The organism is Streptomyces sp. NPDC002669, from assembly GCF_042889165.1.
Lineage (GTDB): Bacteria > Actinomycetota > Actinomycetes > Streptomycetales > Streptomycetaceae > Streptomyces.
This window is the reverse complement of sequence record NZ_JBIAQQ010000020.1, coordinates 104,193-128,899: the sequence shown is the minus strand read 5'-3', so window position 1 is coordinate 128,899 and position 24,707 is coordinate 104,193. Positions and strand designations below refer to the sequence as shown.

Sequence of the window (24,707 nt, the reverse complement as noted above, 5' to 3'; positions counted from 1 at the left end):
GCGTACGTCCCAGGTGCGCACCCGGCTCCTTCCCCTGCTCATCATCCTCATGGCGGGCGTGCTGCTCGCCCTCGGTTTCCCGCTTGCCGTCAGCGTGGCCGCCGCCCAGCAGCAGCGCGTCGTCATCGACCGCATCGACGACACGGCGCGCTTCGCCGCGCTCGCCCAGTTCATCACCGAGCCGACGGCCGGACACGACGAGCGCCGGCGCACCCTGCGCAACGAACTCGACACCTACGCATCGGTGTACGGCATCCGCGCCGGCGTCCTCTACCGGGACGACCGGGCCATGGCGAAGGCCCCGGCGACCTGGCAGCTCCCCATCGACGGCGCGGGCCGCGAGGCGTTCAAGGAAGCCCTCCTGGGGCGGCGCAGCCACGATCCGCCGCAGGTCTGGCCGTGGCAGGACGGCCGGATCGTCGTCGCGTCGCCCGTCGTGCGGGACGGCGACGTCGTCGCCGTCGTGGTCCTCGACTCGCCCACCGACGGGATGCGTTCGCGCACGCTCCGCGGCTGGCTGCTGATCGCGGCCGGCGAGGCGGTCGCGATGCTGGTGGCCGTCGGCGCCGCGATCCGCCTCACCGGCTGGGTCCTGCTGCCGGTACGGACCCTGGACGCGGCCACCCACGACATCGCCAGCGGACGCATGCGGTCCAGGGTGGTGTCCTCCGGCGGCCCACCGGAACTCAGACGCCTGGCCCGTTCGTTCAACGAGATGGCCGACAACGTCGAGACCGTGCTGGAGCAGCAGCGCGCCTTCGTCGCCGACGCCTCGCACCAGCTGCGCAACCCCCTCGCCGCGCTGCTGCTGCGGATCGAACTCCTCGCGCTCGAACTCCCCGAGGACAACGAGGAGATCGCCTCCGTGCGCACGGAGGGCAAACGCCTCGGACAGGTCCTCGACGACCTGCTCGACCTCGCGCTGGCCGAGCACGCCGCGGCCGATCTGCAGCTCACGGACATAGGCGCGCTCACCGCGGAACGCGTCGCGTCCTGGCGGCCGGTCGCCGAGGAGAAGGGGGTACGGCTCAGGGCGGACGGCGCGTCCGCGGTGACCGCCTGGGCGGATCCGATCGCGCTGTCGAGCGCCCTCGACGCCATCATCGACAACGCGCTGAAGTTCACCCCCGGGGGAGAGGAAGTCCTCGTCACGGTCGCCTCCGGCCGCGACGACGTGACGGTCGTCGTCGCCGACCGCGGACCGGGCCTCACGGCGCAGGAGATGGAGCGCGTCGGGGACCGGTTCTGGCGCAGCACCCAGCACCAGAACATCCAGGGATCGGGTCTGGGGCTGTCCATCTCGCAGGCGCTGCTGGCCGCGGGGGGCGGTTCGATCGGCTACGCGGCCCATGAACCGCACGGGCTGCGCGTGACGGTCTCGGTGCCGCGCAACGGTCCCCAGGGCTGAACCAGGTCCGGTGCGCGGGAACGGGTGACGCGCGAGGCCGGGCGGGATGTGCCGGTCCGGGTGGTGTGGGAAACGGGCGGCGTGCGGGTTCGGGCGGGATGCTGCGGGAACGGGCGGCGTGCGGGTTCGGACGGGTTGTTGCGGGAACGGGGTCAGGGTTTGACCGAGCGGTAGTAGCGGCTGGCCCCTTCGTGCAGCGGCAGCGGATCGGTGTAGATCGCCGTGCGCAGATCCACCAGCTGCGCCGCGTGCACTTCGCTCCCGATCCGGTCCCGGCTGTCGATCACGGTCCGGGTGAACGCCTCCGTCAGCGCCGGGTCCGAGTGCTTTGTGGTCACCAGAACATTGGAGACCGCGACCGTCGGCACCGCCTGCCCCTGCTGTGCGTTGCGGTAGGCGTCCGCGGGCATCACGGCCGAGCGGTAGTAACGGGCCGACCCGCCTGCGGCCTGGAGCTTCTCGACCAGCCGGGCCTCCAGCGGCACCAGCCGGACCGGGAACCGGCCCGCCAGTTCCTGCACGGCGGTGGTGGGCAGCCCGCCGGACCAGAAGAAGGCGTCGAGCCGTTCGTCCTCCAGCTCCTCGGGCATGGTGTCGATACCGGAGGGAACCGGTGTCACGTCGTCCTCGGGATCGAGACCGGCCGCCGCCAGCACCCGGTCGGCGACCAGGCGCACCCCCGAACCCTGCTGCCCCACCCCGACGCGCTTGCCGCGCAGGTCCGAGACCTTGCGTACCCCCGAGTCCCGGGGCACGACCAGCTGGATGTAGTCGTCGTACAGCCGCACGCAGCCCCGCAGCAGGTCGGCGCCGGGCTTGCCGCTGTGCAGATAGGTGGAGAGGGCGTCGGTGGTGGCGATGGTGAAGTCGGCCTTCCCGGAGGCCACCCGCTCGATGTTCTGCTGCGAACCCTCACTGGTCTGCAGCCGTATCGACACATGGGGCAGGTCCTTGGCGAGGTCCCCCCTGAGCCGTTCGCCGTAGCGCTGGTAGACCCCGCTGCGCACGCCGGTGCTGAAGGTCAGGGTTCCCGTCGGCTGCGACGGCCCGAGCGGGAGCAGCCACCACAGCAGCAGCCCGAGCACGACGACGAGGGCGGCGCACGCCTGGAGGGCGCGGCGCCTGCCGATGCGGGAAAGAGCCTGGAACATGGCGGCGATCCTGCCAGCCCGTCCCGGCGATGACCAGGGCCGATCTCACTGTTTCCGCCGAGTGCCGTCATCAGCTCTCACGGTTTCCGCCGGGGTCCGCCGTCAGCGGGGCCAGTCGGGGGCGGGGTCCTCGTCGAGAAGCGGCCTGATGGCGCCCAGCACGGCGCCGATGCACACGTCGCGCAGTTCGGTACGGCTGCAGGTCTCCTCGGTGAGCCAGTCCACGCACAGCACCTGGACGAATACCAGCCAGCTTTTCAAGACACCCGACACGGCCTTCCGGGCGTCGTCGTCGGCGAGCGGGAGGACGCCGAGCAGCCGCTCGCGCAGGGCGTCGAGCTCGTCGTTCATGATCGTCTGGATCAGCCGGTCGCCCGCCAGCACCCGGTTCGCGGCCAGGACGGTGTTGCGGTTCTCCACGAAGTACTCGATGTGGGCGTCCAGGCCCTCGGCGAGCTGCTCGACGAGGGTGTCGGAGGGGTCGAAACGGCTCCTGGCGAGCAGCTCACCGGCCACCTGCTGATAGAGGACGGCGAAGAGATCGCGCTTGCTGGGGAAGTGCTGGTAGAGCAGCGCGCGGGAGACGCCGGCCCGCTCGGCGACCCCTTCCATCAGGACGTCGTCGTACGGGTGCGCGGCGAAGAGCTCCGCGGCGACGGCGAGGAGCTGGGCGCGTCGTTCGGCGGGATCGAGTCGCTGACGGGGAGGCACTCGCCCATGTTACTTGACACGCGTCTACTGGATGGCCGTAGCCTAGTAGACGTGTGTCCAGTAAGGCGTCGGGCGGCAGAAGAAGGGGGATGGTGGATCGTGTCCAGGGACAAGGTGCTCCGGGGGCTCGGGCTGGCGATGGGGTACGCCTGTGTGGCGATCGGGCTCTTCCACGTACTGCTCGGGAACGCCGCGATCCCGGGCGAGGGCTCGGCCGGTCCGACGATCGACAGCCTCGGGCGGTTCTTCGGCGCGGTCTTCGCCGGATACGGCCTCGGTTGGCTCTGGGCGGCCCGGCAGTCGCCGATTCCCGCGACGGCGGTCCGGTGGCTGGCCGGGGTGTTCCTGCTCGGGGCGGTGGGGCGGGTGCTGTCGCTGGCCGTGCACGGGTGGCCGCACTGGTTCCAGGTGGTGCTGGCGGTCGTCGAACTGGTGCTGGCGCCGGTGCTCCTCCTGCTCGCGGACGCGGGGGAACGCGCGGAGGCGGAGCAGAGAGCGGCGCGGGTGCGGGACGCGGACGCCTGACGGCCGCGCACCGGGCGGGGCGGCTTCGCGTGGGCGGTGGGCGGTCCGCGCCGGGGAAACCTCGTGGCCGTCGCGTTCGCGGGGCCGGTATCGTCCGGCTCCCGGACCGCCGTACCAGCGGTTTCCCGCATTCCGAAAGTGATGACCATGACCAGCGGACAAGCGACGACGACCCTGTGGCGCCCCACCGGCCCCAAGGAGCTGGAGCTGGTCCGGGAGCTGAACTGGCGGGCGTGGCCGCCCCGGCTCCCCGAGCAGCCGATCTTCTACCCGGTCCTCGACGAGGAGTACGCGATCATGATCGCCCGGGACTGGAACGTGAAGCACGACGGTGCCGGTTTCGTCACCCGGTTCGAGGTCGAGTCGGACTTCCTGAGCCGTTATCCCGTCCGGCAGGCGGGCGGGCGGACGATCCTCGAACTCTGGGTCCCGGCCGAGGAGCTCGACGAGTTCAATACCCATATCGTCGGCGAGATCCAGTTGATCCACGAGTTCCGCTGACACCGGGCCGGGGGAGGGGGCCCGCCAACTCTCCTCCTCTCCCGTGCCCCGCCGCACGGGCGCCGACGGCGTCCCGGCCCGAGGCGGCGGGGGCCCTCCCCGGACCGCCTACCCTTGTGGGCATGACCAGCAGCAGCGACCGGAGCCCCGCAGTGAGCGTCGAGGGACCCAAGACCTACGAAGTCCGCACCTACGGGTGCCAGATGAACGTCCACGACTCCGAGCGGCTGTCGGGGCTGCTGGAGGGCGCGGGTTACGTCCGTGCGGACGAGGGTTCCGACGGCGACGCCGACGTCGTGGTCTTCAACACCTGCGCGGTGCGGGAGAACGCCGACAACAAGCTCTACGGCAACCTCGGCCGGCTCGCCCCGATGAAGACGAAGCGGCCCGGCATGCAGATCGCCGTCGGCGGCTGCCTGGCGCAGAAGGACCGCGACACCATCGTCGAGCGGGCCCCGTGGGTCGACGTCGTCTTCGGCACGCACAACATCGGCAAGCTGCCGGTGCTGCTGGAGCGCGCCCGGGTCCAGGAGGAGGCGCAGATCGAGATCGCCGAATCCCTGGAGGCGTTCCCCTCCACCCTCCCCACCCGCCGCGAGTCCGCCTACGCTGCGTGGGTCTCCATCTCCGTCGGCTGCAACAACACCTGCACCTTCTGCATCGTCCCGGCGCTCCGCGGCAAGGAGAAGGACCGCCGCACCGGCGACATCCTCGCCGAGATCGAGGCACTGGTCGCCGAGGGCGTCTCGGAGATCACCCTGCTCGGCCAGAACGTGAACGCGTACGGCTCCGACATCGGCGACCGCGAGGCGTTCTCCAAGCTGCTGCGTGCCTGCGGGAAGATCGAGGGACTGGAGCGGGTCCGCTTCACCTCCCCGCACCCCCGCGACTTCACGGACGACGTGATCGCGGCCATGGCCGAGACGCCCAACGTGATGCCCCAGCTCCACATGCCGATGCAGTCGGGCTCGGACGCGATCCTCAAGTCGATGCGGCGCTCGTACCGGCAGGAGCGTTTCCTCGGCATCATCGAGAAGGTGCGCGCCGCGATGCCGGACGCCGCGATCTCCACCGACATCATCGTGGGCTTCCCCGGTGAGACCGAGGAGGACTTCGAGCAGACCATGCACGCGGTCCGCGAGGCGCGCTTCGCCAACGCCTTCACCTTCCAGTACTCCAAGCGCCCCGGGACACCGGCCGCCGAGATGGCGGACCAGATCCCCAAGGAGGTCGTCCAGGAGCGGTACATGCGCCTGTCCGCCCTCCAGGAGGAGATCTCCTGGGAGGAGAACAAGAAGCAGGTCGGCCGGACGCTGGAGATCATGGTCGCGGAGGGCGAGGGCCGCAAGGACGGTGCGACCCACCGCCTCTCCGGCCGCGCCCCCGACAACCGCCTGGTCCACTTCACCAAGCCGGACGAGGACGTGCGGCCGGGCGACGTGGTGACCGTCGAGATCACCTACGCGGCACCGCACCACCTCCTTGCCGAGGGCGCCCCGGTGGCCGTGCGGCGGACCCGGGCCGGGGACGCCTGGGAGAAGCGCAACGCGGCCGAGGCCGCCAAGCCGGCCGGGGTGATGCTGGGCCTGCCCGGCATCGGGGCTCCGGCGCCGCTGCCCGCCGCGGCGGCCCCCGGCTGCGGCTGCGACTGACCCCGGGCCGACGGCCGTCCGGTGGACGACGGCGGCCGACCGGTGCGCCGGGCCCAAGCAGTACGCTGCCCACCATGCTTGTCGCCGCCGCTGTCTGCCCCTGCCCGCCCCTGCTGGTGCCCGAGGTCGCCGCCGGGGCCGCCCCCGAGCTCGACGCCCTGCGGGACGCCTGTGCCGAGGCCCTCGGCGTGCTCGCCGCGGCACGCCCCGAACTGCTGGTCGTGATCGGCCCGGCGGACCGTGCGGGCCGCGGGCCGCACCCCGAGGGAGCCACCGGCACCTTCGGGGACTTCGGCGTCGACCTCGGCGTACGGCTCGGGCGCGACCTCGCGCCGGCGGGAGCGAACCCGCTCCCGCCGTCCCTCTCCGTCGGCGCCTGGCTGCTCGCCCGCACGGAATGGACCGCTGCGCCGGTCGAGGGGCTGGGCGTGGGGGAACCGCTCGAAACCGGCCGTTGTGCGGAGACCGGTCGGAAGCTGGCCGACCGGACGGAGCGGGTGGCGCTGCTCGTGCTGGGCGACGGCAGCGCCTGCCGCACGCTCAAGGCCCCGGGCTACCTGGACGAACGGGCCGAGGTGTTCGACGCGGCCGCCGCCCGTGCACTGGGCGCGGCGGACCCCGACGCGCTGCTCGCGCTGGACGAGGGGCTGGCGTACGAGCTGAAGGCGGCGGGCCGGGCCCCCTGGCAGGTGCTCGCGGGGGCGGCGCAAGGCGCGGGCCTGGGCGGACGGCTGCTGTACGACGACGCCCCGTACGGCGTGGGGTACCTCGTCGCGGCGTGGTCCTGAGCCACCCGCCCCGAACGGACGCTGCCCCCGGCCCTCGACCCCGAACGGGCGCGGCCCCGGCCCGGCGGCTCCGAACCGCGGCGGGCGGCCGCACGGTATCGCCGTACGGCCGCCCTCCGGCTTGATTCAGTGCATGATCAGGAAGCGGGCGGCGTACCACCCTCGTCCTTGTGGGACAGGCGCTCGACCGCGTCCTTGGCCTTCCGCGTACCGGACTCGATCTTGTCGCTGTACTTGCCCTTGGTCTTTTGATCGACCGCCCGTGCGGCCTTGTCGAGCCCTTGGTCGATCTTGTCCCCGTGCTGATGCGCGAGTTCGCCGACCTTGTCCTTGGCGGGGCTCAGCTTGGCCTTCAGATTGTCCAGGAAGCCCATCGGGCACCTTCCCTGCTGGGGAACTGGGGTCGGGCGCTTCCCCAAAGGGGAAAAACGCCCACATTCACTTCGAATTCTACTGGGGCGAAAGTGGAAGCGTTTCGTCCGGCAGGGGCTCGGGCGTCGCGCAGTGTCGCTCCTCCCTCACTCGTTGGGATCAGGTGCCAGGGTTTGCGAGACTGGGGCGGTGAGTAGCTCAGCTCCCGCACTGCGGGTCATCACCGTCGTCGGCCCCACTGCGGCCGGAAAGTCCGATCTGGGGGTATTTCTTGCTCGGCAGCTCGACGGCGAGGTGGTCAATGCCGACTCCATGCAGCTCTACCGGGGGATGGACATCGGCACCGCGAAGCTGACGCTTCCGGAACGCGGGTCGGTTCCGCACCACCTGCTGGACATCTGGGACGTCACCGAGACCGCGAGCGTGGCCGAGTACCAGCGGCTGGCCCGCGCCGAGATCGACCGGCTGCTCGCCGCGGGCCGCACCCCCGTCCTGGTCGGCGGCTCCGGGCTCTACGTGAAGGGCGCCATCGACGCCCTGGAGTTCCCCGGCACCGATCCCGAGGTGCGGGCCAGGCTGGAGGAGGAGCTGGTGGAGCGCGGCTCCGGGGTCCTGCACGCCCGGCTCACCGCCGCCGACCCCGAAGCGGGCCGGGCCATCCTGCCGAGCAACGGCCGCCGGATCGTCCGGGCCCTGGAGGTCATCGAGATCACGGGCAAGCCCTTCACCGCCAATCTCCCCGGCGACGACGCGGTGTACGACACCGTCCAGATCGGTGTCGACGTGGCCCGCCCCGAACTCGACGAACGCATCGCCCGGCGGGTCGACCGGATGTGGGAGGCCGGGCTCGTGGACGAGGTGCGCGCCCTGGAGGCGCGCGGGCTGCGCGAGGGCCGGACCGCCGCCCGGGCGCTGGGCTACCAGCAGGTGCTGGCCGCGCTGGCCGGGGAATGCACCGAGGACGAGGCGCGCGCCGAGACCGTCCGCGCCACCAAACGGTTCGCCCGCCGTCAGGACTCGTGGTTCCGCCGGGACCCGCGGGTCCGGTGGCTGAGCGGTGCCGCCCGGGACCGGGGGGAACTCCCGCACCTGGCGCTGGCGTTGATCGAACGAGCGGTTACAGCCTGATCACGTGATGGCATCGGGAAGCCCTGCCCGTCATTTCGGTGCCCCGGAGCGTGCCATCATCGAGCATCGATCGACAGTGAGGTCCGAGTTGGGAGGGCGCGTGGCGATGGAGGCCGGCCCTCGCGACACTGAACAGGACACACCGGACACCCTGCACGGGGCACCGGGACTGAGCCCCGACGGGCCCGATGAGCTCGAAGCGACCCCCGAGGTCGAGGTCGAGCTGCGCCCCGCGCGCCGAATGCGGATCTGGCAGCTCGCGCCGATCGTCATGCTCGCCGCGGTGGGATCGCTGATGTTCGCCTTCCCGCTGGCCTTCGAGTTCGGCGACGGCGGCGCGGTGGTGGCCATGCTCGGCCTGCTGATCAGCTGCTGCGCCGCGGGCTGGGGCATGATGGCCGCCCGCCGGGTGGGATACACCTGGCCCGGCCTGCCCAAGAAGGGCTCGGGCGAGCGGGCCGACTGGCGGATGATCGCGCTGTACGTGCTCGTGGGCGTCTCGCTGGTCGCCCTGGCCGTCTGGCGTGTGGCGAGGCTCCGCCACTGAGGCCCGGGCCGCGGACCGGCCCCCGCTCCTCACCGGGACACCGGCCCCCGCGTCCGGGGGCCGGACGACCCCGGCAGCCGTCCGGCCCGTTTCGTACAGTTGATCCGTGAGCACCTCCCAGATCGCCTTCCTCAAGGGTCACGGCACCGAGAACGACTTCGTGATCGTGCCCGACCCGGACAACGCCGTCGACCTGCCCCCGGACCTCGTCGCCCGCCTCTGCGACCGCCGGGCCGGCATCGGCGGCGACGGCCTGCTGCACGCCGTACGGTCCTCCGCGCACCCCGAGGCGCGGGCCATGGCGGCCGAGGCCGAGTGGTTCATGGACTACCGCAACGCCGACGGTTCGGTCGCCGAGATGTGCGGCAACGGGGTGCGGGTCTTCGCCCGTTTCCTGCAGCGTGCCGGACACGTCGAGGAGGGCGACCTCGCCATCGCGACCAGGGGCGGCGTGAAGCGGGTGCACCTCGCCAAGAACGGTGACGTCACGGTCTCCATGGGGCGCGCCCGCCTTCCCGGGGAAGGCGTGACGGTCAGCCTGGACGGCCGCAGCTGGCCCGCCCGCAACGTGAACATGGGCAACCCCCATGCGGTGGCCTTCGTCGAGGACCTGGCACACGCCGGCCCGCTGACCTCGGTGCCGCCCTACAGTCCCGCCGCCGTCTACCCCGACGGCGTCAACATCGAGTTCGTCGTGGACCGCGGCCCGCGCCACGTCGCGATGCGGGTCCACGAGCGCGGCTCGGGCGAGACGCGCTCCTGCGGCACCGGCGCCTGCGCCGTGGCCGTCGCCGCCGCCCGCCGGGACGGCATGGACCCCGCCGAGACCGGAACCCCCGTCACGTACACGGTCGATCTGCCCGGCGGCACCCTCGTGATCACCGAACGGCCGGACGGCGAGGTCGAGATGACCGGACCGGCCACGATCGTCGCCGAGGGCCTCATCGACCCCGCCTGGCTCGAAGCGGCGCTCGGCTAGCAGTTGCCCCGCCCGGGGCGGGCCGGATTCTCGTGGAACCGGCCCGTCCCGTTCCGGGCGAAGGGCCCGAAGTATTGGTCGAACGCGGTCAAAAGCGCTCCATGGCCCCGACAGAAGCCCTCGGAGCTTCGCTCGAATGGGTGATCCGTTTCACGCTGGGCGAGAGCGGGTCTCCGCCACGTGGTGGGCTCGGTAGCATCAAGCACCGGCCCGGAGGCGCGACCGCGCCTCCCCACCGCCGGTCGACGTCGCCGGAGGTGCCCCCATGAGCGCAGAGGCCACCAGCCCAGATGCCCCCATCCGCAGACGGGGCCGCCCCCGGATCGATCTGCGCAGGCTCGGCCGGGTCGCGCTGCTCGGCCCCACGTCCCGCGACCGGCTGCCCGACGCGATCAGTCACGTCGCGGAGGCCCACCGCGCCCACCATCCCGACGCGGACCTCTCCATCCTGCACCGGGCCTACGTGCTCGCGGAGTCCTCGCACCGCGGACAGACGCGCAAGAGCGGCGAGCCGTACATCACGCACCCGCTCGCCGTCACGCTGATCCTCGCCCAGCTCGGCGCCGAGACCACGACCCTCACCGCCTCGCTGCTCCACGACACCGTCGAGGACACCGATGTGACCCTCGATCAGGTGCGGGAGCAGTTCGGCAAGGAGGTCTGCTACCTCGTCGACGGCGTCACCAAACTCGAGAAGGTCGACTACGGGGCGGCCGCCGAACCCGAGACCTTCCGCAAGATGCTGGTAGCCACCGGCGACGACGTCCGGGTCATGTCGATCAAACTCGCCGACCGGCTGCACAACATGCGCACCCTCGGCGTGATGCGCCCCGAGAAGCAGGCCAGGACCGCCAGGGTCACCCGCGACGTACTGATCCCGCTCGCCGAACGGCTCGGCGTGCAGGCGCTCAAGACCGAGCTGGAGGACCTCGTCTTCGCGATCCTCCACCCCGAGGAGTACGAGCACACCCGCGCACTGATCGCCGCCGCCTCCGAGCGGGCGGCCGGCATTGACGGAACGTCCCCCCAGGACCCGCTCGCGGCCATCGCCGAGAACGTCTCGACGGTGCTGAGGGAAGCGGACATCACCGCGGAAGTCCTCATCAGGCCGCGGCACTTCGTCTCCGTGTACCGGGTCGGCATCAAGCGCGGCGAACTGCGCGGCACCGACTTCGGCCGGCTGCTGGTGCTCGTCGGCGAGGATGCCGACTGCTACGCCGTCCTCGGCGAGCTGCACACCTGTTTCACCCCGGTGATCTCCGAGTTCAAGGACTTCATCGCCGCTCCCAAGTTCAACCTGTACCAGTCGCTGCACACCGCCGTCGTGGGCCCGGACGGCGCGGTCGCCGAAGTCCTCATCCGCACCCACCGGATGCACAAGGTCGCCGAGGCCGGGGTCGTCGCCCTCGGCAATCCGTACGCCGCGGAGAACGGCACCGCGCCCCAGGCCGCCGAACCGGCGGACGGGGAGCGCGCCGACCCCACCCGCCCCGGCTGGCTCTCCCGGCTCCTCGAATGGCAGCAGTCCGCCCCGGACTCCGACACCTTCTGGACCACGCTCCGCGCCGACCTGGCCCAGGACCGGGAGATCACGGTCTTCCGGACCGACGGCGGCACGCTCGGACTGCCCGCCGGGGCCAGCTGCGTCGACGCCGCCTACGCGCAGTACGGGGACGACGCGCACGGCTGCATCGGCGCCCGGGTCAACGGCAGACTGGCCACCCTGGGCACCGTGCTGAGCGACGGCGACACCGTGCAGCTGCTGCTCGCCGAGGACGCCGCGTCCGGCCCCTCGCCCGACTGGCTCGACCACGCCCGGACCCCCGCCGCCCGCATCGCGATCACCGGCTGGTTCGACACCCACCCCGAGAGCGCCGAGGACCCGCACCACGACCGGCCCGCACGTCCCGCCCCCGCGCCGCGCCCCCGGGCCGCGCACCCCGGCGGAGCCGCGGAACCCGGGCACGGGCCCCGGCCCCGGGAGGCCGACGGCCGCACGGCGAACGCCGTGGTGGACCGGCCGGACGCCACCGTGCGCCTCGCGGGCTGCTGCACCCCCGTGCCCCCCGACGCCGTCACCGGCTTCGTGGTGCGCGGCGGCGCCGTCACCGTGCACCGGCTGGAATGCCCCGCCGCGGTCCGGATGCGGTCCGTCGGCCGGGCACCGGTCGGCGTGAGCTGGGGCGACGCCGCCGAATGCCGGGTCACGCTGGTCGCCGAGTCCTTCGGCCGCCCCCGGCTGCTCGCCGACCTCACCGAGGCGATCGCGACGGCGGACGCGGCGATCGTCTCGGCCACCGTCGAACCCCCCAGCGAGCAGCGTGTCCGGCACACCTACACCCTGCAACTCCCCGACGCCGCCGGGCTGCCGGCCCTGATGCGCGCGATGCGCGACGTCCCGGGCGTGTACGACGTGAGCCGCGCCCAGCAGCCCGCGGCCACCGTCTGACCCCGCGGCGGGGCGCCGTTCACCGCCGGGCCGGGCCGGTCGAACCGCTCCCATGCGGCAGACGGCAGTGCGAGGGACCGGCCCGGAGCCCCGTTCGGGTGGCGCGGCGCGCGCCGCCCCGGCGCCGAGGGAAGTCGCTGGTAGCGGTAGTCCATGCCGTTCATCTCCCGCCGCCTGCGGGCCGCCCTGCTGGTCACCGCATCGGCCGCCCTCGTCGCCGCCACCCTTCCCTCGCCCCGGCCGCTCGGCATCGGGGACCCGCTCTTCCCCAACCTGGGCAACCCCGGGTACGACGTCCTCTCCTACGACATCGGACTGACCTACCACGGCGACAACAAGAAGCCGTTGGACGCCGTCACCAGGATCGACGCGCGGACCACCGAACAACTGGACCGGATCAACCTCGACTTCGCCAGGGGAACCGTCCACGCGGTCGAAGTGAACGGCCTGCGCGCCGACTTCGCCGTCGAGGACCAGGACCTGGTCATCCAGCCCCTGGGCCGGATCCCGGCCGGGGTGCCGCTGCGCATCACCGTCCGGCACACCAGCGCCCCCGACGACGACAAGGGTGCCGGGGGCTGGGTGCGCACCGCCGACGGCCTGGCCATGGCGAACCAGGCCGACGCCGGGCACCGGGTCTTCCCGAGCAACGACCACCCCTCCGACAAGGCGTACTTCACCTTCCGGATCACCGCCCCCGACAACCTCACCGCGGTGGCCAACGGACTGCCCGCCGGCACGGTCCGGCACGGCGGCGACACCACCTGGACCTACCGCACCGAACACCCCATGGCCACCGAACTGGCCCAGGTCACGATCGGGCGCTCCACCGTCCTGCACCGGACCGGACCGCACGGACTGCCGGTGCGCGACGTGGTGCCGAGCGCCGACCGCGAGCGGCTCGAACCCTGGCTCCGCAAGACGCCCGCCCACCTGGAATGGATGGAGCGGCAGGTCGGCCGCTACCCCTTCGAGACGTACGGGCTGCTGGTCGCCGACACCGAGACCGGCTTCGAGCTGGAGACCCAGACGCTCTCGCTCTTCGAGCGCTCCCTGTTCACCGGGCCCGGCTACCCCGAGTGGTACGTCGACTCGGTGATGGTGCACGAGCTCGCCCACCAGTGGTTCGGCGACAGCGTCTCTCCGCAGATGTGGTCCGACCTGTGGCTCAACGAGGGACACGCCACCTGGTACGAGGCCCGCTATGCCGAGGAGCACGCCGACCGGCCGCTGGAGAACCGGATGCGCGCGGCGTACACCAGGTCCGACGGCTGGCGCGCCGCGGGCGGCCCGCCGGCCCGTCCCTACCCCCCGGCACCCGGACAGAAGATCAGCCTGTTCCGGCCGGTCGTGTACGACGGCAGCGCACTGATCCTGTACGCGCTGCGCCAGGAGATCGGCAAGGACGCGTTCGACCGGCTGGAGCGGGACTGGGTGCGAAAGCACCGGGACTCCAACGCCACCACCGAGGACTTCGTCCGGCTGGCGTCACGGACCGCGGGACGGGACCTGGCCCCGTTCCTCGACGGCTGGCTGTACGGGAAGAAGACGCCGCCGATGCCGGGACACCCCGACTGGCACAGCGACGAGCCCGCCGCACAGCGATAAATCCAGTGACGCGCGAGGTGGTGCGTGCCACTATCGAGGGGTCGCCGCGGCGGCCGGAACGGAGATTCCCCACAGCGGGAATCATCGGGAGAGGTCACGCGTTGTGACTGATGTACCGGACTTCCCCGGATTTCCAACGACGTAAGGATCCAATGACCTCCTCTTCTTCCCTTCCCCAGGACGCGCAGGACGCGCAGAGTGCTACGGAGAATGTCACCGAAAGCCTCACCGAGAGCCTTCGGGCCGACGCCCTGATGGAAGAGGACGTCGCCTGGAGCCACGAGATCGACGGAGAGCGGGACGGCGAGCAGTTCGACCGCTCGGAGCGCGCAGCGCTGCGGCGGGTGGCCGGCCTCTCCACCGAGCTCGAGGACGTCACCGAGGTCGAGTACCGGCAGCTGCGCCTGGAGCGCGTGGTGCTGGTCGGCGTCTGGACCTCGGGGACCGTGCACGACGCGGAGAACTCCCTCGCGGAGCTGGCCGCGCTCGCGGAGACGGCGGGCGCCCAGGTGCTCGACGCCGTCTTCCAGCGCCGCGACAAGCCGGACCCGGCCACCTACATCGGTTCGGGCAAGGCGCTGGAGCTGCGCGACATCGTCCTCGAATCGGGGGCGGACACCGTCGTGTGCGACGGTGAGCTCAGCCCCGGCCAGCTGATCCATCTGGAAGACGTCGTCAAGGTGAAGGTGGTCGACCGGACCGCCCTGATCCTCGACATCTTCGCCCAGCACGCCAAGTCCCGAGAGGGCAAGGCACAGGTCTCGCTGGCCCAGATGCAGTACATGCTGCCGCGCCTGCGCGGCTGGGGTCAGTCGCTGTCCCGTCAGATGGGCGGCGGCGGTTCCAGCGGCGGTGGCGGCATGGCCACCCGTGGTCCCGGTGAGACCAAGATCGAGACCGACCGGCGTCGGATCCGCGAGAAGATGGCGAAGATGCGCCGGGAGATCGCGGAGATGAAGACCGGCCGCGAGATCAAGCGCCAGGAGCGCAAGCGCAACAAGGTGCCGTCGGTCGCCATCGCCGGCTACACCAACGCGGGCAAGTCCTCGCTGCTCAACCGGCTGACCGGCGCGGGTGTCCTGGTGGAGAACGCGCTGTTCGCCACCCTGGACCCGACCGTCCGCCGGGCCGAGACGCCGACCGGCCGGGTCTACACCCTGGCCGACACCGTCGGGTTCGTACGGCATCTGCCGCACCACCTCGTCGAGGCGTTCCGCTCCACGATGGAGGAGGTCGGCGAGTCCGACCTGATCCTGCACGTGGTGGACGGCGCCCACCCGGCGCCGGAGGAGCAGCTCGCCGCGGTGCGCGAGGTGATCCGCGAAGTGGGTGCGGTCGACGTGCCCGAGATCGTGGTGATCAACAAGGCGGACGCGGCCGATCCGCTGGTGCTGCAGCGGCTGCTGCGCATCGAGAAGCACGCGATCGCCGTCTCGGCGCGTACCGGTGCCGGCATCGAGGAGCTGCTGGAGCTCATCGACACCGAACTGCCCCGGCCGTCGGTCGAGGTCGAGGCGCTCGTGCCGTACATCCAGGGCGGACTCGTCTCCCGGGTGCACGCCGAGGGCGAGGTGATCTCCGAGGAGCACACCTCGGACGGCACCCTGCTCAAGGCGCGGGTGCACGAGGAGCTGGCCGCGGAGCTCTCCTCGTTCGTCCCCGTGGCGCACTGACCGCACGACCGCACCGCTTCACGGAAAAACCGAAGGCCCGCCCCCTCCAAGGGGGGCGGGCCTTCGGGCGTACGGCCGCCGTCCGTTACCGACCGGCGAACTTGTCGGTCATCGCGGTGAAGACCTCCTCGGCGCCCGCGCCCAGGTGGGGACCGGCCAGCCAGCCCGAGGTCACCGGCCCGATGGAGGTGTTGGAGACCAGCACGGACTTTCCGTCACGGCCCTGCACGAACCAGCCGCCGCCGGAGGAACCGCCGGTCATGGTGCAGCCGATGCGGTACATCGCCGGAGTGCTCGGGCTGATGGAGAGCCGGCCCGGACGGTCGACGCACTTGTGCATGATCAGGCCGTCGTACGGCGGGGCGGCCGGGTAGCCCCAGGCGCCCATGCCGCTGATCCGCGAGATCTCGGGGGCCTCGAAGTCGACCGCCAGGGCGTTGCCGACGGTCTCCTCCAGCGACTTGGTGCCGCGCTCCGGCTTCACGTGCAGCACCGCGTAGTCGTAGGGAGCACCCTCGCCCCCGGTGGGACCGCCGTCGGCGATCCACTCCCCGGACGTGGTCGCCCAGTCCGCCCAGTACGCGCCGTACGGGGCGACCTCCTGCGGCTGCGCGTTCTTCAGCGCGGCGGCGGACTTGCCCTCGTCGTTGTAGGCGGGCACGAAGACGATGTTGCGGTACCAGCCGCCCTTCGAGCCGGCGTGCACGCAGTGCCCGGCGGTCCACACCATGTTGGACTTCCCCGGGTTCTCCGGGTCCTTGACGACCGTGCCGGAGCAGACCATCGAGCCCTCGGGGGAGTCGAAGAACACCTTGCCGACCGGGGCCGCGTAGTTGTGGTACGGGGTCTTCTCGCGCACGGCCGTCACCGGGGCGGGCTCCGGGTCGCTGACGCCCTGGCCGCCGGAGACGTCACCGGCCGCCATGGTCTTCGCCGGGTCCTTGGCGGACTTCATCCGCTCGGGCTTCCACAGCCCCTCGATGACCGGGTTGACGAAGTCCTTGGCCTCGCGCAGCCACTTGTCCTTGTCCCAGTTCTTCCACTCGCCGTTCCGCCACTTGTCCGGGTCGACGCCGTGCTTCTTCAGCTGCTCGGCCAGTTCGTCGGACAGGGAACCGCCGCCGTTCTCGCCACCGGCGGATTCGGCGCCGGCCGGCTTGCCGGCCGCGTTGTCCTCCTCCGGCCCGCAGGCGGTGGCCGTCAGCGCGAGCGCGGTGGCGATGCCGGTCGCGGCGAGCAGCGAACGTATGGATCGCATGGAAGGAATTCCCCCTGAAATAACTGAAATTGCCATGAACTTGTCACACTGAAGGGCGGCCGGATCCACTGGCCGCCCAGGACGCAGCCCCACCCTATGACGGTTCCGGAGGCGCTTTTTGCCACGGACCCGGCCGGGAGGGGCGGCGCACATGCCGGGGCCCCGGCGCACAACTGCCGCGCCGGGGCCCCGAGATGACGGCGAACCTTCGCCCGGACCGGTCCGGGCGAAGGTTCGCCGTCACTGTCCCGCGTACTTCTTGCTGACCGCCTCGTAGACGCCCTTGGCCTCCTTGCCGAGCCGCGGTCCGGCGAGCCAGCCGGCCGTGACCGGACCGATGGAGGTGTTGGACACCAGCGCGGGCTTGCCGTCCTGGCCCGCGGCCACCCAGCCGCCGCCGGAGGAACCGCCGGTCATGCTGCAGCCGATGCGGTACATCGTGGGATCCTGCTCGACCAGCGAGAGCCGGCCCGGCCTGTCCGCGCACTGGAACGCCTTCTGGCCGTCGTACGGCGGGGCGGCCGGGTAGCCGGTCGCCGTCATGCTCTCGATCTTCGGTACGGCCGGGGCGTTGAACTCGACGGGCAGCGCGGAGCCCACCGTCTCCTCCAGGGACTTGCCCGTCGAGCCCTTCTCCGGTGCGACCTGCAGCACGGCGAAGTCGTACGGAGCACCCAGGCCGCCGGTCGAGGCACCCTGCGAGATCCACTGCTCGGAGGTCTGGGCCCAGACGCCCCACCACACGCCGTAGGGCGCGATCTGCTGCTTGGTCGCCTTCTTCAGCTCGGCCAGCGAGAGCCCGGCGTTGTTGTACGAGGGCACGAAGGCGATGTTGCGGTACCAGCCGCCCTCCTTGCCCGCGTGCACGCAGTGCCCGGCGGTCCACACCATGTTGGACTTCCCCGGGTGCGCCGGGTCCTTCACCACGGTCGCGGAACAGACCATGGAGCCCTTGGGGCCGTCGAAGAGCAGCTTCCCGGACTCCGCGGCGTTGGTGTGGTACGGGGTCTCCACCCCGGTGGCCCGGACCGGGGCGGGCGTCGGGTCGGTGACGCCCTGGTCACCCGAGATGTCGTTGTCGACCGGCTTCTGCGGCGCCTTGTCCGCGTCCCGCATCCGGTCCGGGTCCCACAGGTCCTCGATGATCGGGTTGACGAAGTCCTTGGCCTCGCGCAGCCACTTGTCCTTGTCCCAGTTCTTCCACTCGCCGTTCCGCCACTTGTCCGGATCGATCCCGTGCTCCTTGAGCCGGTTCTTGAGGTCGTCCGGAATGGTGATCTTGCCGTCCGAGGACTGGCCGGTGGAGGCGCTCGGCTCGCCGCCCGCGTTGTCCTCCTCCGGCCCGCAGGCGGTGGCGGTGAGCGCCAGGACGGTGGCGGCCGCGGCCGCGGCGAGCACCGAGGAGGACCGGCGGAGTGCCGTCCCCCGGCGTGCGGCGCGGGCCGGTCGTATGAGTCGCATGTGGTGATCCCCCTGGGACTTCTTCGTAACTCAACACTTCTGTACTGCACTGCGGTACTGCTCCGAGCCACCTGCTCCGAACGTCCGACGGATCGCCGGAAGACTGTTCGGGATCCTGTGCGGCCCCCACTATGCCGGTGCCGATGGGGACGGCGTGCGGCAGGGCCGCGGTTCCGCCGCCACAAGGATCTTCCGATTTACCCGTGATCCGGCGTGCCCGGCGTCGTTGGTACGGGCGGGGGGACCCCGGACGGTGTTCACCCCCGCAGTCCGTCCGTGCGCCGACGCACGGATGTGCAACGCAACCGTTACCGCGGGAGGACCGACAGCAGTGGCCGTGACCGAACCAGCTCCGGTGGCAGCACCGGCGGTGCACGAGGGGATCCTGCGCCGCCAGTCGCTGCGCGAATCCGCCGCCCGGACCTATGCGCGCTCACTGCCGATCGTGCCGGTGAGGGCGCGGGGACTGACCATCGAGGGCGCGGACGGACGGCGTTACCTCGACTGCCTCTCCGGGGCGGGCACCCTGGCGCTGGGGCACAACCACCCGGTCGTCCTGGAGGCGATCAAGAAGGTCCTCGACTCCGGCGCCCCGCTGCACGTGCTCGACCTGGCCACCCCGGTCAAGGACGCCTTCACCACGGAACTCTTCGCCACGCTGCCGAAGAGGTTCGCCGACGACGCCCGCATCCAGTTCTGCGGGCCGGCCGGGACGGACGCGGTCGAGGCGGCGTTCAAACTGGTCCGCGGGGCGACCGGCCGCAGCGGGATCCTCGCCTTCACCGGTGCCTACCACGGGATGACGGCGGGCGCCCTCGCCGCCTCGGGCGGCGCCGAGGACGTACGGGTCACCCGGCTGCCCTTCCCGCGGGACTACCGCTGCCCCTTCGGCATCGGCGGCGAGCGCGGCGCGGAGATCGCCGCCCGGTGGACCGAGAACCTCCTGGACGACCCCAAGGGGGGCACGCCCCCGCCGGCCGGAATGATCCTCGAACCGGTGCAGGGCGAGGGGGGAGTGAACCCCGCCCCCGACGGCTGGATGCGCCGGATGCGGGAGATCACCGCGGCCCGGTCCGTCCCGCTCGTCGTCGACGAGGTCCAGACGGGCGTCGGCCGCACCGGTGCCTTCTGGGCCGTCGAGCACAGCGGGATCGTGCCCGACGTGATGGTGCTCTCCAAGGCCATCGGCGGTTCCCTCCCGCTCGCCGTGATCGTCTACCGCTCCGAGCTCGACACCTGGCAACCGGGCGCCCACGCCGGCACCTTCCGGGGCAACCAGCTCGCGATGGCGGCGGGCACGGCCACCCTGGCCCACGTACGGGAGAACCGCCTGGACGAGCGGGCCGCCGTGCTCGGGGCCCGCATGCTCGCCGGCCTCCGGTCGCTGGCCGCCGACCACCCCACTGTCGGCGACGTACGGGGACGCGGCCTGATGCTCGGGATCGAACTGGTCGACCCCGAGGCCGCCGCGCCCGGCGACGGACCCGAACCCCCGCCCGCCCCGGCCCTCGCCGCAGCCGTCCAGCAGGAGTGCCTGCACCGGGGACTCATCGTCGAACTCGGCGGGCGCCACAACTCCGTCGTACGCCTCCTGCCACCCCTCACCCTCACCGACGAACAGGCAACAGCGGTCGTGGACCGCCTCGCCGACGCCCTGGCAGCCGCCGAGCGGCTGTCGTTCCGCCGGACCACGACCGGGTCGGTCCGCTGACCCCGGCCACCCTCACGAGAAAGACCGCCGTGAACCCCACCTCCGCCCCCCACACCGACGGCCCTTCCCCCACCCAGCAGCGAGGGCCCGCCGGCCCCGCCGGAAACCTCGTCGTCGAGCCGCCCGTCGAGCCGCCCGTCGTGCCGTGCCAGCAAGCGGCACCGTACGACGAGTGGTACCTCCTCGACGCGACGGCCGACGGCCCGGTGCCGACCGACCTCCTCGACCACCCCGACCCACGACGGGCCGCCGACGCCGCGGGCGTCGAGAACCTGCTGCGCTGCTGGGCCCGGGAGTGCGACCTGTCCCGGCCGGACGGGGACACCCTCCGCATCCCCCTCCCCGCCAGCGGAACGGCCCTGCTCGTCCCCGTCCACTACTGGTCGGCCACCGGCTGGCACCGCTTCGGGGCACCGGCCCTGGAAGGGGCGCCCGAAGGAGCCCCCACCGCCGACGCCGTCACGATCGCCGCGCTCCTGGGCCGCGAGGCCGACCGGGACGAGGGCGCCGACATGGTGGCCCGGGTGGCCGACTCGGTACGACGGACCGCCGGCTTCATCGAGGAACGGCGCCGGGCCCCCGAGGACCCCGCCGGAGCGGACCTCTTCCTCACCGCCGAGCAGTCACTGCTCCTCGGCCACCCGCTCCACCCCACCCCCAAGAGCCGCGAGGGACTCTCCGACTCCGAGTCCCGCCGCTACTCGCCCGAGTCGCACGGGTCCTTCCAGCTGCACTGGATGGCCGCCGACCGGTCCGTGCTGGACGACGACTCCGCCTGGACCGACAAGGGACGCCCCGTCCGGGCCGGGGAGCTGATCGCCCCGTACGCCGAGGGGCTGCGCCTCCCCGTCGCCACCGAGCCGATCCCGCTCCACCCCTGGCAGGCCCGCGAACTCCGCCACCGGCCCGAAGTGGCCGCCCTGCTCGACGCCGGACTCCTCCACGACCTGGGGACCCACGGGCAGCCCTGGCACCCCACCTCCTCCGTCCGCACCGTGCACCGCCCCGGCGCCGGATTCATGCTCAAGCTCTCCCTCGGCGTACGCATCACCAACTCCCGCCGCGAGAACCTCCGCAAGGAACTCCACCGGGGGGTGGAGGTGCACCGGCTGCTCCGCAGCGGCCTCGCGACCCAGTGGCACGCGGCCCATCCGGGCTTCGACATCGTCCGCGACCCCGCCTGGATCGCCGTCGACCACGTGGACGGCACCCCCCTCCCCGGGTTCGACGTGATGATCCGCCACAACCCCTTCGGACCGCACGACGACGCGGTCTGCATCGCCGCGCTGACCGCTCCCCGTCCGTGGCCGGGCAGGACGGGGATGCGCTCGCGCCTCGCCGAGACCGTCCGCTCCCTGGCCACCGCCACCGGGAGGGCCGTGCCGGAGGTCGCGGCCGAGTGGTTCCTGCGCTACCTGGACCGCGTCGTGCGCCCGGTGCTCTGGCTCGACGCGCACGCGGGCGTGGCCCTCGAAGCCCACCAGCAGAACACCCTGGTGCTGCTCGACCCGGAGGGCTGGCCGGCCGGCGGCCGCTACCGCGACAACCAGGGCTACTACTTCCGGGAGTCCCACCGCACGGTGCTGGAGCACCGGCTCCCCGGCATCGGATCGGACAGCGACACCTTCGTCTCCGACGAAGTCACCGACGAGCGCTTCGCCTACTACCTCGGCATCAACAACGTGTTCGGCCTGATCGGGGCGTTCGGCGCCCAGCAGCTCGCCGACGAACGGGTACTCCTCGCGGCGTTCCGCAGGTTCCTCGGCTCGGCCGCCGCCCTGGGCTCCCCGCTGCCCGCGCAGCTGCTGGAGAAGACCCGGCTGCGGTGCAAGGCCAACCTGCTGACCCGGCTGCACGGCCTGGACGAACTCGTCGGCCCGGTGGACACCCAGTCCGTCTACGTCACCATTGCCAACCCCCTGTGTGCCTGAGGGAACATGACCACCCCCTGAACCGCCGAGAGGAGAGCGCCACCATGGCTCCCGCCGATGCGCACGCCGACGCGGACCCCGCTTCCGCCGCACAGGCCGACACAGGCGCCGAGGACACCCTGGACCTGCCGCTCTCCGGAGAACTCCTCGCCCTGTTCGGGGAGGACCCGGCGGCCACCCCGGCACCGGCCGCGCCCGCGTCGTCCCGAACGGACGGCGCGGGCGCGGCCGCTTCCCGGCCGGTTACGGGCGGGGCGGCCCCCTCCGAGCTGCTCGACCGCCCGGCCGACTGGGGACCGGTCACCACCCCGGCCGGGGTGTTCCAGCTCGTCCCGGTACGACTGGAGCGCGACCTCGCCGTACTGAGCCGCTGGATGAACGATCCCGCCGTCGCGGCCTTCTGGGAACTCGCCGGACCCGAGACCGTCACGGCCGACCACCTCCGTCCCCAGATCGAGGGCGACGGACGCAGCGTCCCGTGCCTGGGCGTACTGGCCGGCGTCCCCATGAGCTACTGGGAGATCTACCGGGCGGATCTCGACCCGCTGGCGCGCCATTACCCCGCCCGACCGCACGACACCGGAATCCACCTGCTCATCGGCGGCGTGGACAACCGCGGACGCGGCATCGGCACCACCCTGCTGCGGGCCGTCGCCGACCTCGTGCTCGACAACCGCCCGCGGTGCGCACGGGTCGTCGCCGAACCCGACCTCCGCAACACCCCGTCGGTCTCCGCCTTCCTGAGCGCAGGATTCCGCTTCTCCGCCGAACTCGAACTTCCCGACAAGCGAGCCGCCCTCATGGTCCGCGACCGTGCCCACCGTGCCCACCTGTGAACGACCGTGCCCACCTGTGAACGAACTGCCACGCAACTCATATCGCCCGAACCCCATCGGTTCCGTCCCGAGGAGTCACCGTGCCGAAATATCCCACGAGCCATGATTCGACGGAGCCCGTCGAGCTGCTCAGCACGCCGGAACTGAACCGGACGGTCTGGGACAGGGCCGCCGCCCGGCTGCTCGCGAAGATGCTCGCCGAATTCGCCTACGAGGAACTCGTCGAGCCGGTCGCCCAGGAGGGCGGGGACGGTGACACCTACACCCTCGGGCTCGACGACGGCGCCGTCCTCGGCTTCAGGGCCCGCCGGGGCGTGTACGACAGCTGGCGGGTCGACCCCGACTCGATCGTCGAGACACGGGCGAGCGCCCCGAAGAACCCGGAGGGTGCGGACCACGCCCCGAACACGCCCGGCGCACCCCTCGGGGACGGGGAGACCGGCCCCGTTCCGTTCCGGGATCCGCTGCGGTTCCTCGTACGGGCCCGCCACCTCCTGGACATCGACGGCGCCACCCTCGGCCACCTCATCCGCGAGATCACCACCACCCTCGCCGCCGACGCCCGGCTCGCCCACACCGCCCTCCCCGCGGCCCGGCTGGCCGAACTCGACTACGCCGAGCTGGAAGGACACCAGACCGGCCACCCCTGGCTCGTCGCCAACAAGGGCCGCCTCGGTCTCTCCGCCACCGACGCCTCCCGCCACACCCCCGAGGCCCGCAACCCCGTCAGGCTGCCGTGGATCGCGGTCTCCACGAAGATCGCCGCCTACCGGGGGGCGGGCTCCCTGGCCGACCCCGAGCGGTTGTACACCCGGGAACTCGACCCGGCGGTCCGCGACTCCTTCGCCGCCGAGCTCCGCGGCCGCGGTCTCGACCCCGACCACTACCTCTTCCTCCCCGTGCACCCCTGGCAGTGGGACGAATGGATCGTCCCGGTCTTCGCCCCCGCCATCGCCGCCGACGACATCGTGCCGCTCCCCGCCGACCCGGACCGCCGGCTCCCGCAGCAGTCCATCCGCACCTTCTCCAACGTGACCCGCACCGACCGGCACACGGTCAAGCTGCCCCTGTCGATCCTCAACACGCTGGTCTGGCGGGGACTGCCGACCGAACGCACCCTCGCGGCCCCCGCCGTCACCACCTGGGTCCAGGGCCTGCGCGACCAGGACGCCTTCCTCCGCGACACCTGCGGGGTCATCCTGCTCGGCGAGGTCGCCTCGGTCACGGTCGAGCACCCGCTCTACGACCGCCTCCCCGAGACCCCGTACCAGTTCAAGGAGATCCTCGGCGCGATCTGGCGCGAACCCCTCCAGCCCCGGCTCGCACCGGGCGAGCGGGCCCGGACCCTCGCCTCGCTGCTCCATGCAGACCCGCAGGGACGTGCCTTCACCGCGGAACTCGTCGCCCGCTCCGGACTCGCCCCCACCGCCTGGCTGACCCGGCTGTTCGCCGCGTTGCTCCCGCCGCTGCTGCACTTCCTCTACCGCTACGGCACGGTTTTCTCCCCGCACGGCGAGAACGCCATCGTCGTCTTCGACGAGGGGGACGTGCCGGTGCGCCTGGCGATCAAGGACTTCGTGGACGACGTGAACGTCAGTGCCCGGCGGCTGCCGGAGCACGAGTCGATGCCCGAGGACGTGCGCCGCATCCTGCTCACCGAGGAACCCTCCTTCCTCACCCAGTTCATCCAGGCCGGACTGTTCATCGGGGTGTTCCGCTTCCTGTCCCCGCTGTGCGAGGAACAGCTGGGGGTCCCGGAGGCCGATTTCTGGTCACTTGTCCGCGCCGAGATCCTCCAGTACCACGCCCGCTTCCCCGAGCTGAAGGAGCGGTTCGAGACGTTCGACCTGCTCGCACCCCGGATCGCGCGGCTCTGTCTCAACCGCAACCGCCTGCACGTCGACGGATACCGGGACCGCCCCGAACGCCCGCACGCCGCCATCCACGGGACCGTTCCCAATCCGCTGCACCCCTCCTCCTGAGGCCGGGAGTGATCGCCGTTGTCAGTGGCGCCCCGT

20 protein-coding genes are annotated in these 24,707 nt (G+C 72.0%); 15 read left to right on the top strand and 5 right to left on the bottom strand.

The window, feature by feature from the left end; genetic code table 11:
- Window positions 1–13: 13 nt before the first annotated feature.
- Complete coding sequence (locus tag ACFYW1_RS26845; protein ID WP_388998301.1) at window positions 14–1,408, top strand: sensor histidine kinase; 1,395 nt, start codon at window positions 14–16, stop codon at window positions 1,406–1,408.
- Between the two features lie 152 nt (window positions 1,409–1,560).
- Here ACFYW1_RS26845 and ACFYW1_RS26840 read toward each other — a convergent pair whose 3' ends face one another.
- Window positions 1,561–2,559 (bottom strand): TAXI family TRAP transporter solute-binding subunit, encoded by a 999-nt coding sequence (locus ACFYW1_RS26840; protein WP_388998298.1) that lies wholly within the window; start codon window positions 2,557–2,559, stop codon window positions 1,561–1,563.
- A gap of 102 nt (window positions 2,560–2,661) precedes the next feature.
- A complete protein-coding gene (locus ACFYW1_RS26835; RefSeq protein ID WP_388998295.1) occupies window positions 2,662–3,270 on the bottom strand; it encodes a TetR/AcrR family transcriptional regulator in 609 nt (202 codons plus the stop codon).
- Window positions 3,271–3,369: 99 nt separating this feature from the next.
- Between ACFYW1_RS26835 and ACFYW1_RS26830 the strand changes: the two genes are divergently transcribed.
- The 4 genes from ACFYW1_RS26830 to ACFYW1_RS26815 all read left to right on the top strand — a co-directional run bounded on the left by ACFYW1_RS26830 (window position 3,370) and on the right by ACFYW1_RS26815 (window position 6,736).
- Window positions 3,370–3,795 (top strand): DUF4345 domain-containing protein, encoded by a 426-nt coding sequence (locus ACFYW1_RS26830; protein ID WP_388998292.1) that lies wholly within the window; start codon window positions 3,370–3,372, stop codon window positions 3,793–3,795.
- 147 nt (window positions 3,796–3,942) lie between these two features.
- Window positions 3,943–4,296, top strand: coding sequence for a hypothetical protein (locus ACFYW1_RS26825; protein WP_388998289.1), 354 nt, complete (start codon window positions 3,943–3,945; stop codon window positions 4,294–4,296).
- A 122-nt stretch (window positions 4,297–4,418) separates the two neighbouring features.
- Window positions 4,419–5,948, top strand: coding sequence for a tRNA (N6-isopentenyl adenosine(37)-C2)-methylthiotransferase MiaB (gene miaB / locus ACFYW1_RS26820; protein WP_388998286.1), 1,530 nt, complete (start codon window positions 4,419–4,421; stop codon window positions 5,946–5,948).
- A 74-nt stretch (window positions 5,949–6,022) separates the two neighbouring features.
- On the top strand, window positions 6,023–6,736 hold the full coding sequence (locus tag ACFYW1_RS26815; RefSeq protein ID WP_388998283.1) for a class III extradiol dioxygenase subunit B-like domain-containing protein: 714 nt from the start codon (window positions 6,023–6,025) through the stop codon (window positions 6,734–6,736).
- Window positions 6,737–6,873: 137 nt separating this feature from the next.
- On the opposite strand, the gene ACFYW1_RS26810 is transcribed toward ACFYW1_RS26815, so the two are convergent.
- A complete protein-coding gene (locus ACFYW1_RS26810; protein ID WP_148839779.1) occupies window positions 6,874–7,110 on the bottom strand; it encodes an antitoxin in 237 nt (78 codons plus the stop codon).
- A 187-nt stretch (window positions 7,111–7,297) separates the two neighbouring features.
- On the opposite strand from ACFYW1_RS26810, the gene miaA reads away from it, so the two are divergent.
- From miaA to hflX, 6 genes are all read left to right on the top strand, one after another.
- Entirely contained in the window at window positions 7,298–8,236 is a 939-nt protein-coding gene (miaA, locus tag ACFYW1_RS26805; RefSeq protein ID WP_388998280.1) for a tRNA (adenosine(37)-N6)-dimethylallyltransferase MiaA, read from the top strand.
- 106 nt (window positions 8,237–8,342) lie between these two features.
- A complete protein-coding gene (locus ACFYW1_RS26800) occupies window positions 8,343–8,783 on the top strand; it encodes a hypothetical protein (RefSeq protein WP_388998403.1) in 441 nt (146 codons plus the stop codon).
- Window positions 8,784–8,889: 106 nt separating this feature from the next.
- Window positions 8,890–9,762 carry a diaminopimelate epimerase gene (gene dapF / locus ACFYW1_RS26795; protein WP_388998276.1) on the top strand — a complete coding sequence of 291 codons (873 nt, stop codon included), beginning with the start codon at window positions 8,890–8,892 and terminating at the stop codon, window positions 9,760–9,762.
- Window positions 9,763–10,027: 265 nt separating this feature from the next.
- A complete protein-coding gene (locus ACFYW1_RS26790; RefSeq protein WP_388998273.1) occupies window positions 10,028–12,211 on the top strand; it encodes a RelA/SpoT family protein in 2,184 nt (727 codons plus the stop codon).
- Window positions 12,212–12,364: 153 nt separating this feature from the next.
- Complete coding sequence (locus tag ACFYW1_RS26785) at window positions 12,365–13,819, top strand: M1 family metallopeptidase (protein ID WP_388998270.1); 1,455 nt, start codon at window positions 12,365–12,367, stop codon at window positions 13,817–13,819.
- Window positions 13,820–13,971: 152 nt separating this feature from the next.
- Window positions 13,972–15,492, top strand: a complete 1,521-nt coding sequence (gene hflX / locus ACFYW1_RS26780; RefSeq protein WP_388998267.1) for a GTPase HflX — start codon at window positions 13,972–13,974, stop codon at window positions 15,490–15,492.
- Between the two features lie 85 nt (window positions 15,493–15,577).
- Here the strand turns inward: hflX and ACFYW1_RS26775 are convergent, their stop codons facing one another.
- Window positions 15,578–16,750, bottom strand: coding sequence for a trypsin-like serine peptidase (locus ACFYW1_RS26775; protein ID WP_388998264.1), 1,173 nt, complete (start codon window positions 16,748–16,750; stop codon window positions 15,578–15,580).
- A 240-nt stretch (window positions 16,751–16,990) separates the two neighbouring features.
- Window positions 16,991–18,211, bottom strand: coding sequence for a trypsin-like serine peptidase (locus ACFYW1_RS26770; protein ID WP_388998261.1), 1,221 nt, complete (start codon window positions 18,209–18,211; stop codon window positions 16,991–16,993).
- Between the two features lie 331 nt (window positions 18,212–18,542).
- Between ACFYW1_RS26770 and ACFYW1_RS26765 the strand changes: the two genes are divergently transcribed.
- The 4 genes from ACFYW1_RS26765 (at window position 18,543) to ACFYW1_RS26750 (ending at window position 24,671) form a co-directional block, all read left to right on the top strand.
- Window positions 18,543–19,922, top strand: a complete 1,380-nt coding sequence (locus ACFYW1_RS26765; RefSeq protein WP_388998258.1) for a diaminobutyrate--2-oxoglutarate transaminase family protein — start codon at window positions 18,543–18,545, stop codon at window positions 19,920–19,922.
- Window positions 19,923–19,951: 29 nt separating this feature from the next.
- Window positions 19,952–21,853 (top strand): IucA/IucC family protein, encoded by a 1,902-nt coding sequence (locus tag ACFYW1_RS26760; protein WP_388998255.1) that lies wholly within the window; start codon window positions 19,952–19,954, stop codon window positions 21,851–21,853.
- Between the two features lie 44 nt (window positions 21,854–21,897).
- Window positions 21,898–22,689: a GNAT family N-acetyltransferase gene (locus tag ACFYW1_RS26755; RefSeq protein WP_388998252.1), complete on the top strand. Its 792-nt coding sequence runs from the start codon at window positions 21,898–21,900 to the stop codon at window positions 22,687–22,689.
- 80 nt (window positions 22,690–22,769) lie between these two features.
- Complete coding sequence (locus tag ACFYW1_RS26750) at window positions 22,770–24,671, top strand: IucA/IucC family protein (protein ID WP_388998249.1); 1,902 nt, start codon at window positions 22,770–22,772, stop codon at window positions 24,669–24,671.
- Window positions 24,672–24,707: the final 36 nt, after the last annotated feature.

What these genes read in the sequence shown, in the direction of transcription:
- ACFYW1_RS26840 (WP_388998298.1), bottom strand. Translation starts at nt 2,559, where the DNA reads ATGTTCCAGGCTCTTTCCCGCATCGGCAGGCGCCGCGCCCTCCAGGCG.
- ACFYW1_RS26815 (WP_388998283.1), top strand. Translation starts at nt 6,023, where the DNA reads ATGCTTGTCGCCGCCGCTGTCTGCCCCTGCCCGCCCCTGCTGGTGCCC.
- ACFYW1_RS26790 (WP_388998273.1), top strand. Translation starts at nt 10,028, where the DNA reads ATGAGCGCAGAGGCCACCAGCCCAGATGCCCCCATCCGCAGACGGGGC.
- ACFYW1_RS26785 (WP_388998270.1), top strand. Translation starts at nt 12,365, where the DNA reads ATGCCGTTCATCTCCCGCCGCCTGCGGGCCGCCCTGCTGGTCACCGCA.
- ACFYW1_RS26755 (WP_388998252.1), top strand. Translation starts at nt 21,898, where the DNA reads ATGGCTCCCGCCGATGCGCACGCCGACGCGGACCCCGCTTCCGCCGCA.
- ACFYW1_RS26800 (WP_388998403.1), top strand. Translation starts at nt 8,343, where the DNA reads ATGGAGGCCGGCCCTCGCGACACTGAACAGGACACACCGGACACCCTG.
- miaB (WP_388998286.1), top strand. Translation starts at nt 4,419, where the DNA reads ATGACCAGCAGCAGCGACCGGAGCCCCGCAGTGAGCGTCGAGGGACCC.
- ACFYW1_RS26775 (WP_388998264.1), bottom strand. Translation starts at nt 16,750, where the DNA reads ATGCGATCCATACGTTCGCTGCTCGCCGCGACCGGCATCGCCACCGCG.
- hflX (WP_388998267.1), top strand. Translation starts at nt 13,972, where the DNA reads ATGACCTCCTCTTCTTCCCTTCCCCAGGACGCGCAGGACGCGCAGAGT.
- ACFYW1_RS26770 (WP_388998261.1), bottom strand. Translation starts at nt 18,211, where the DNA reads ATGCGACTCATACGACCGGCCCGCGCCGCACGCCGGGGGACGGCACTC.
- ACFYW1_RS26810 (WP_148839779.1), bottom strand. Translation starts at nt 7,110, where the DNA reads ATGGGCTTCCTGGACAATCTGAAGGCCAAGCTGAGCCCCGCCAAGGAC.
- ACFYW1_RS26825 (WP_388998289.1), top strand. Translation starts at nt 3,943, where the DNA reads ATGACCAGCGGACAAGCGACGACGACCCTGTGGCGCCCCACCGGCCCC.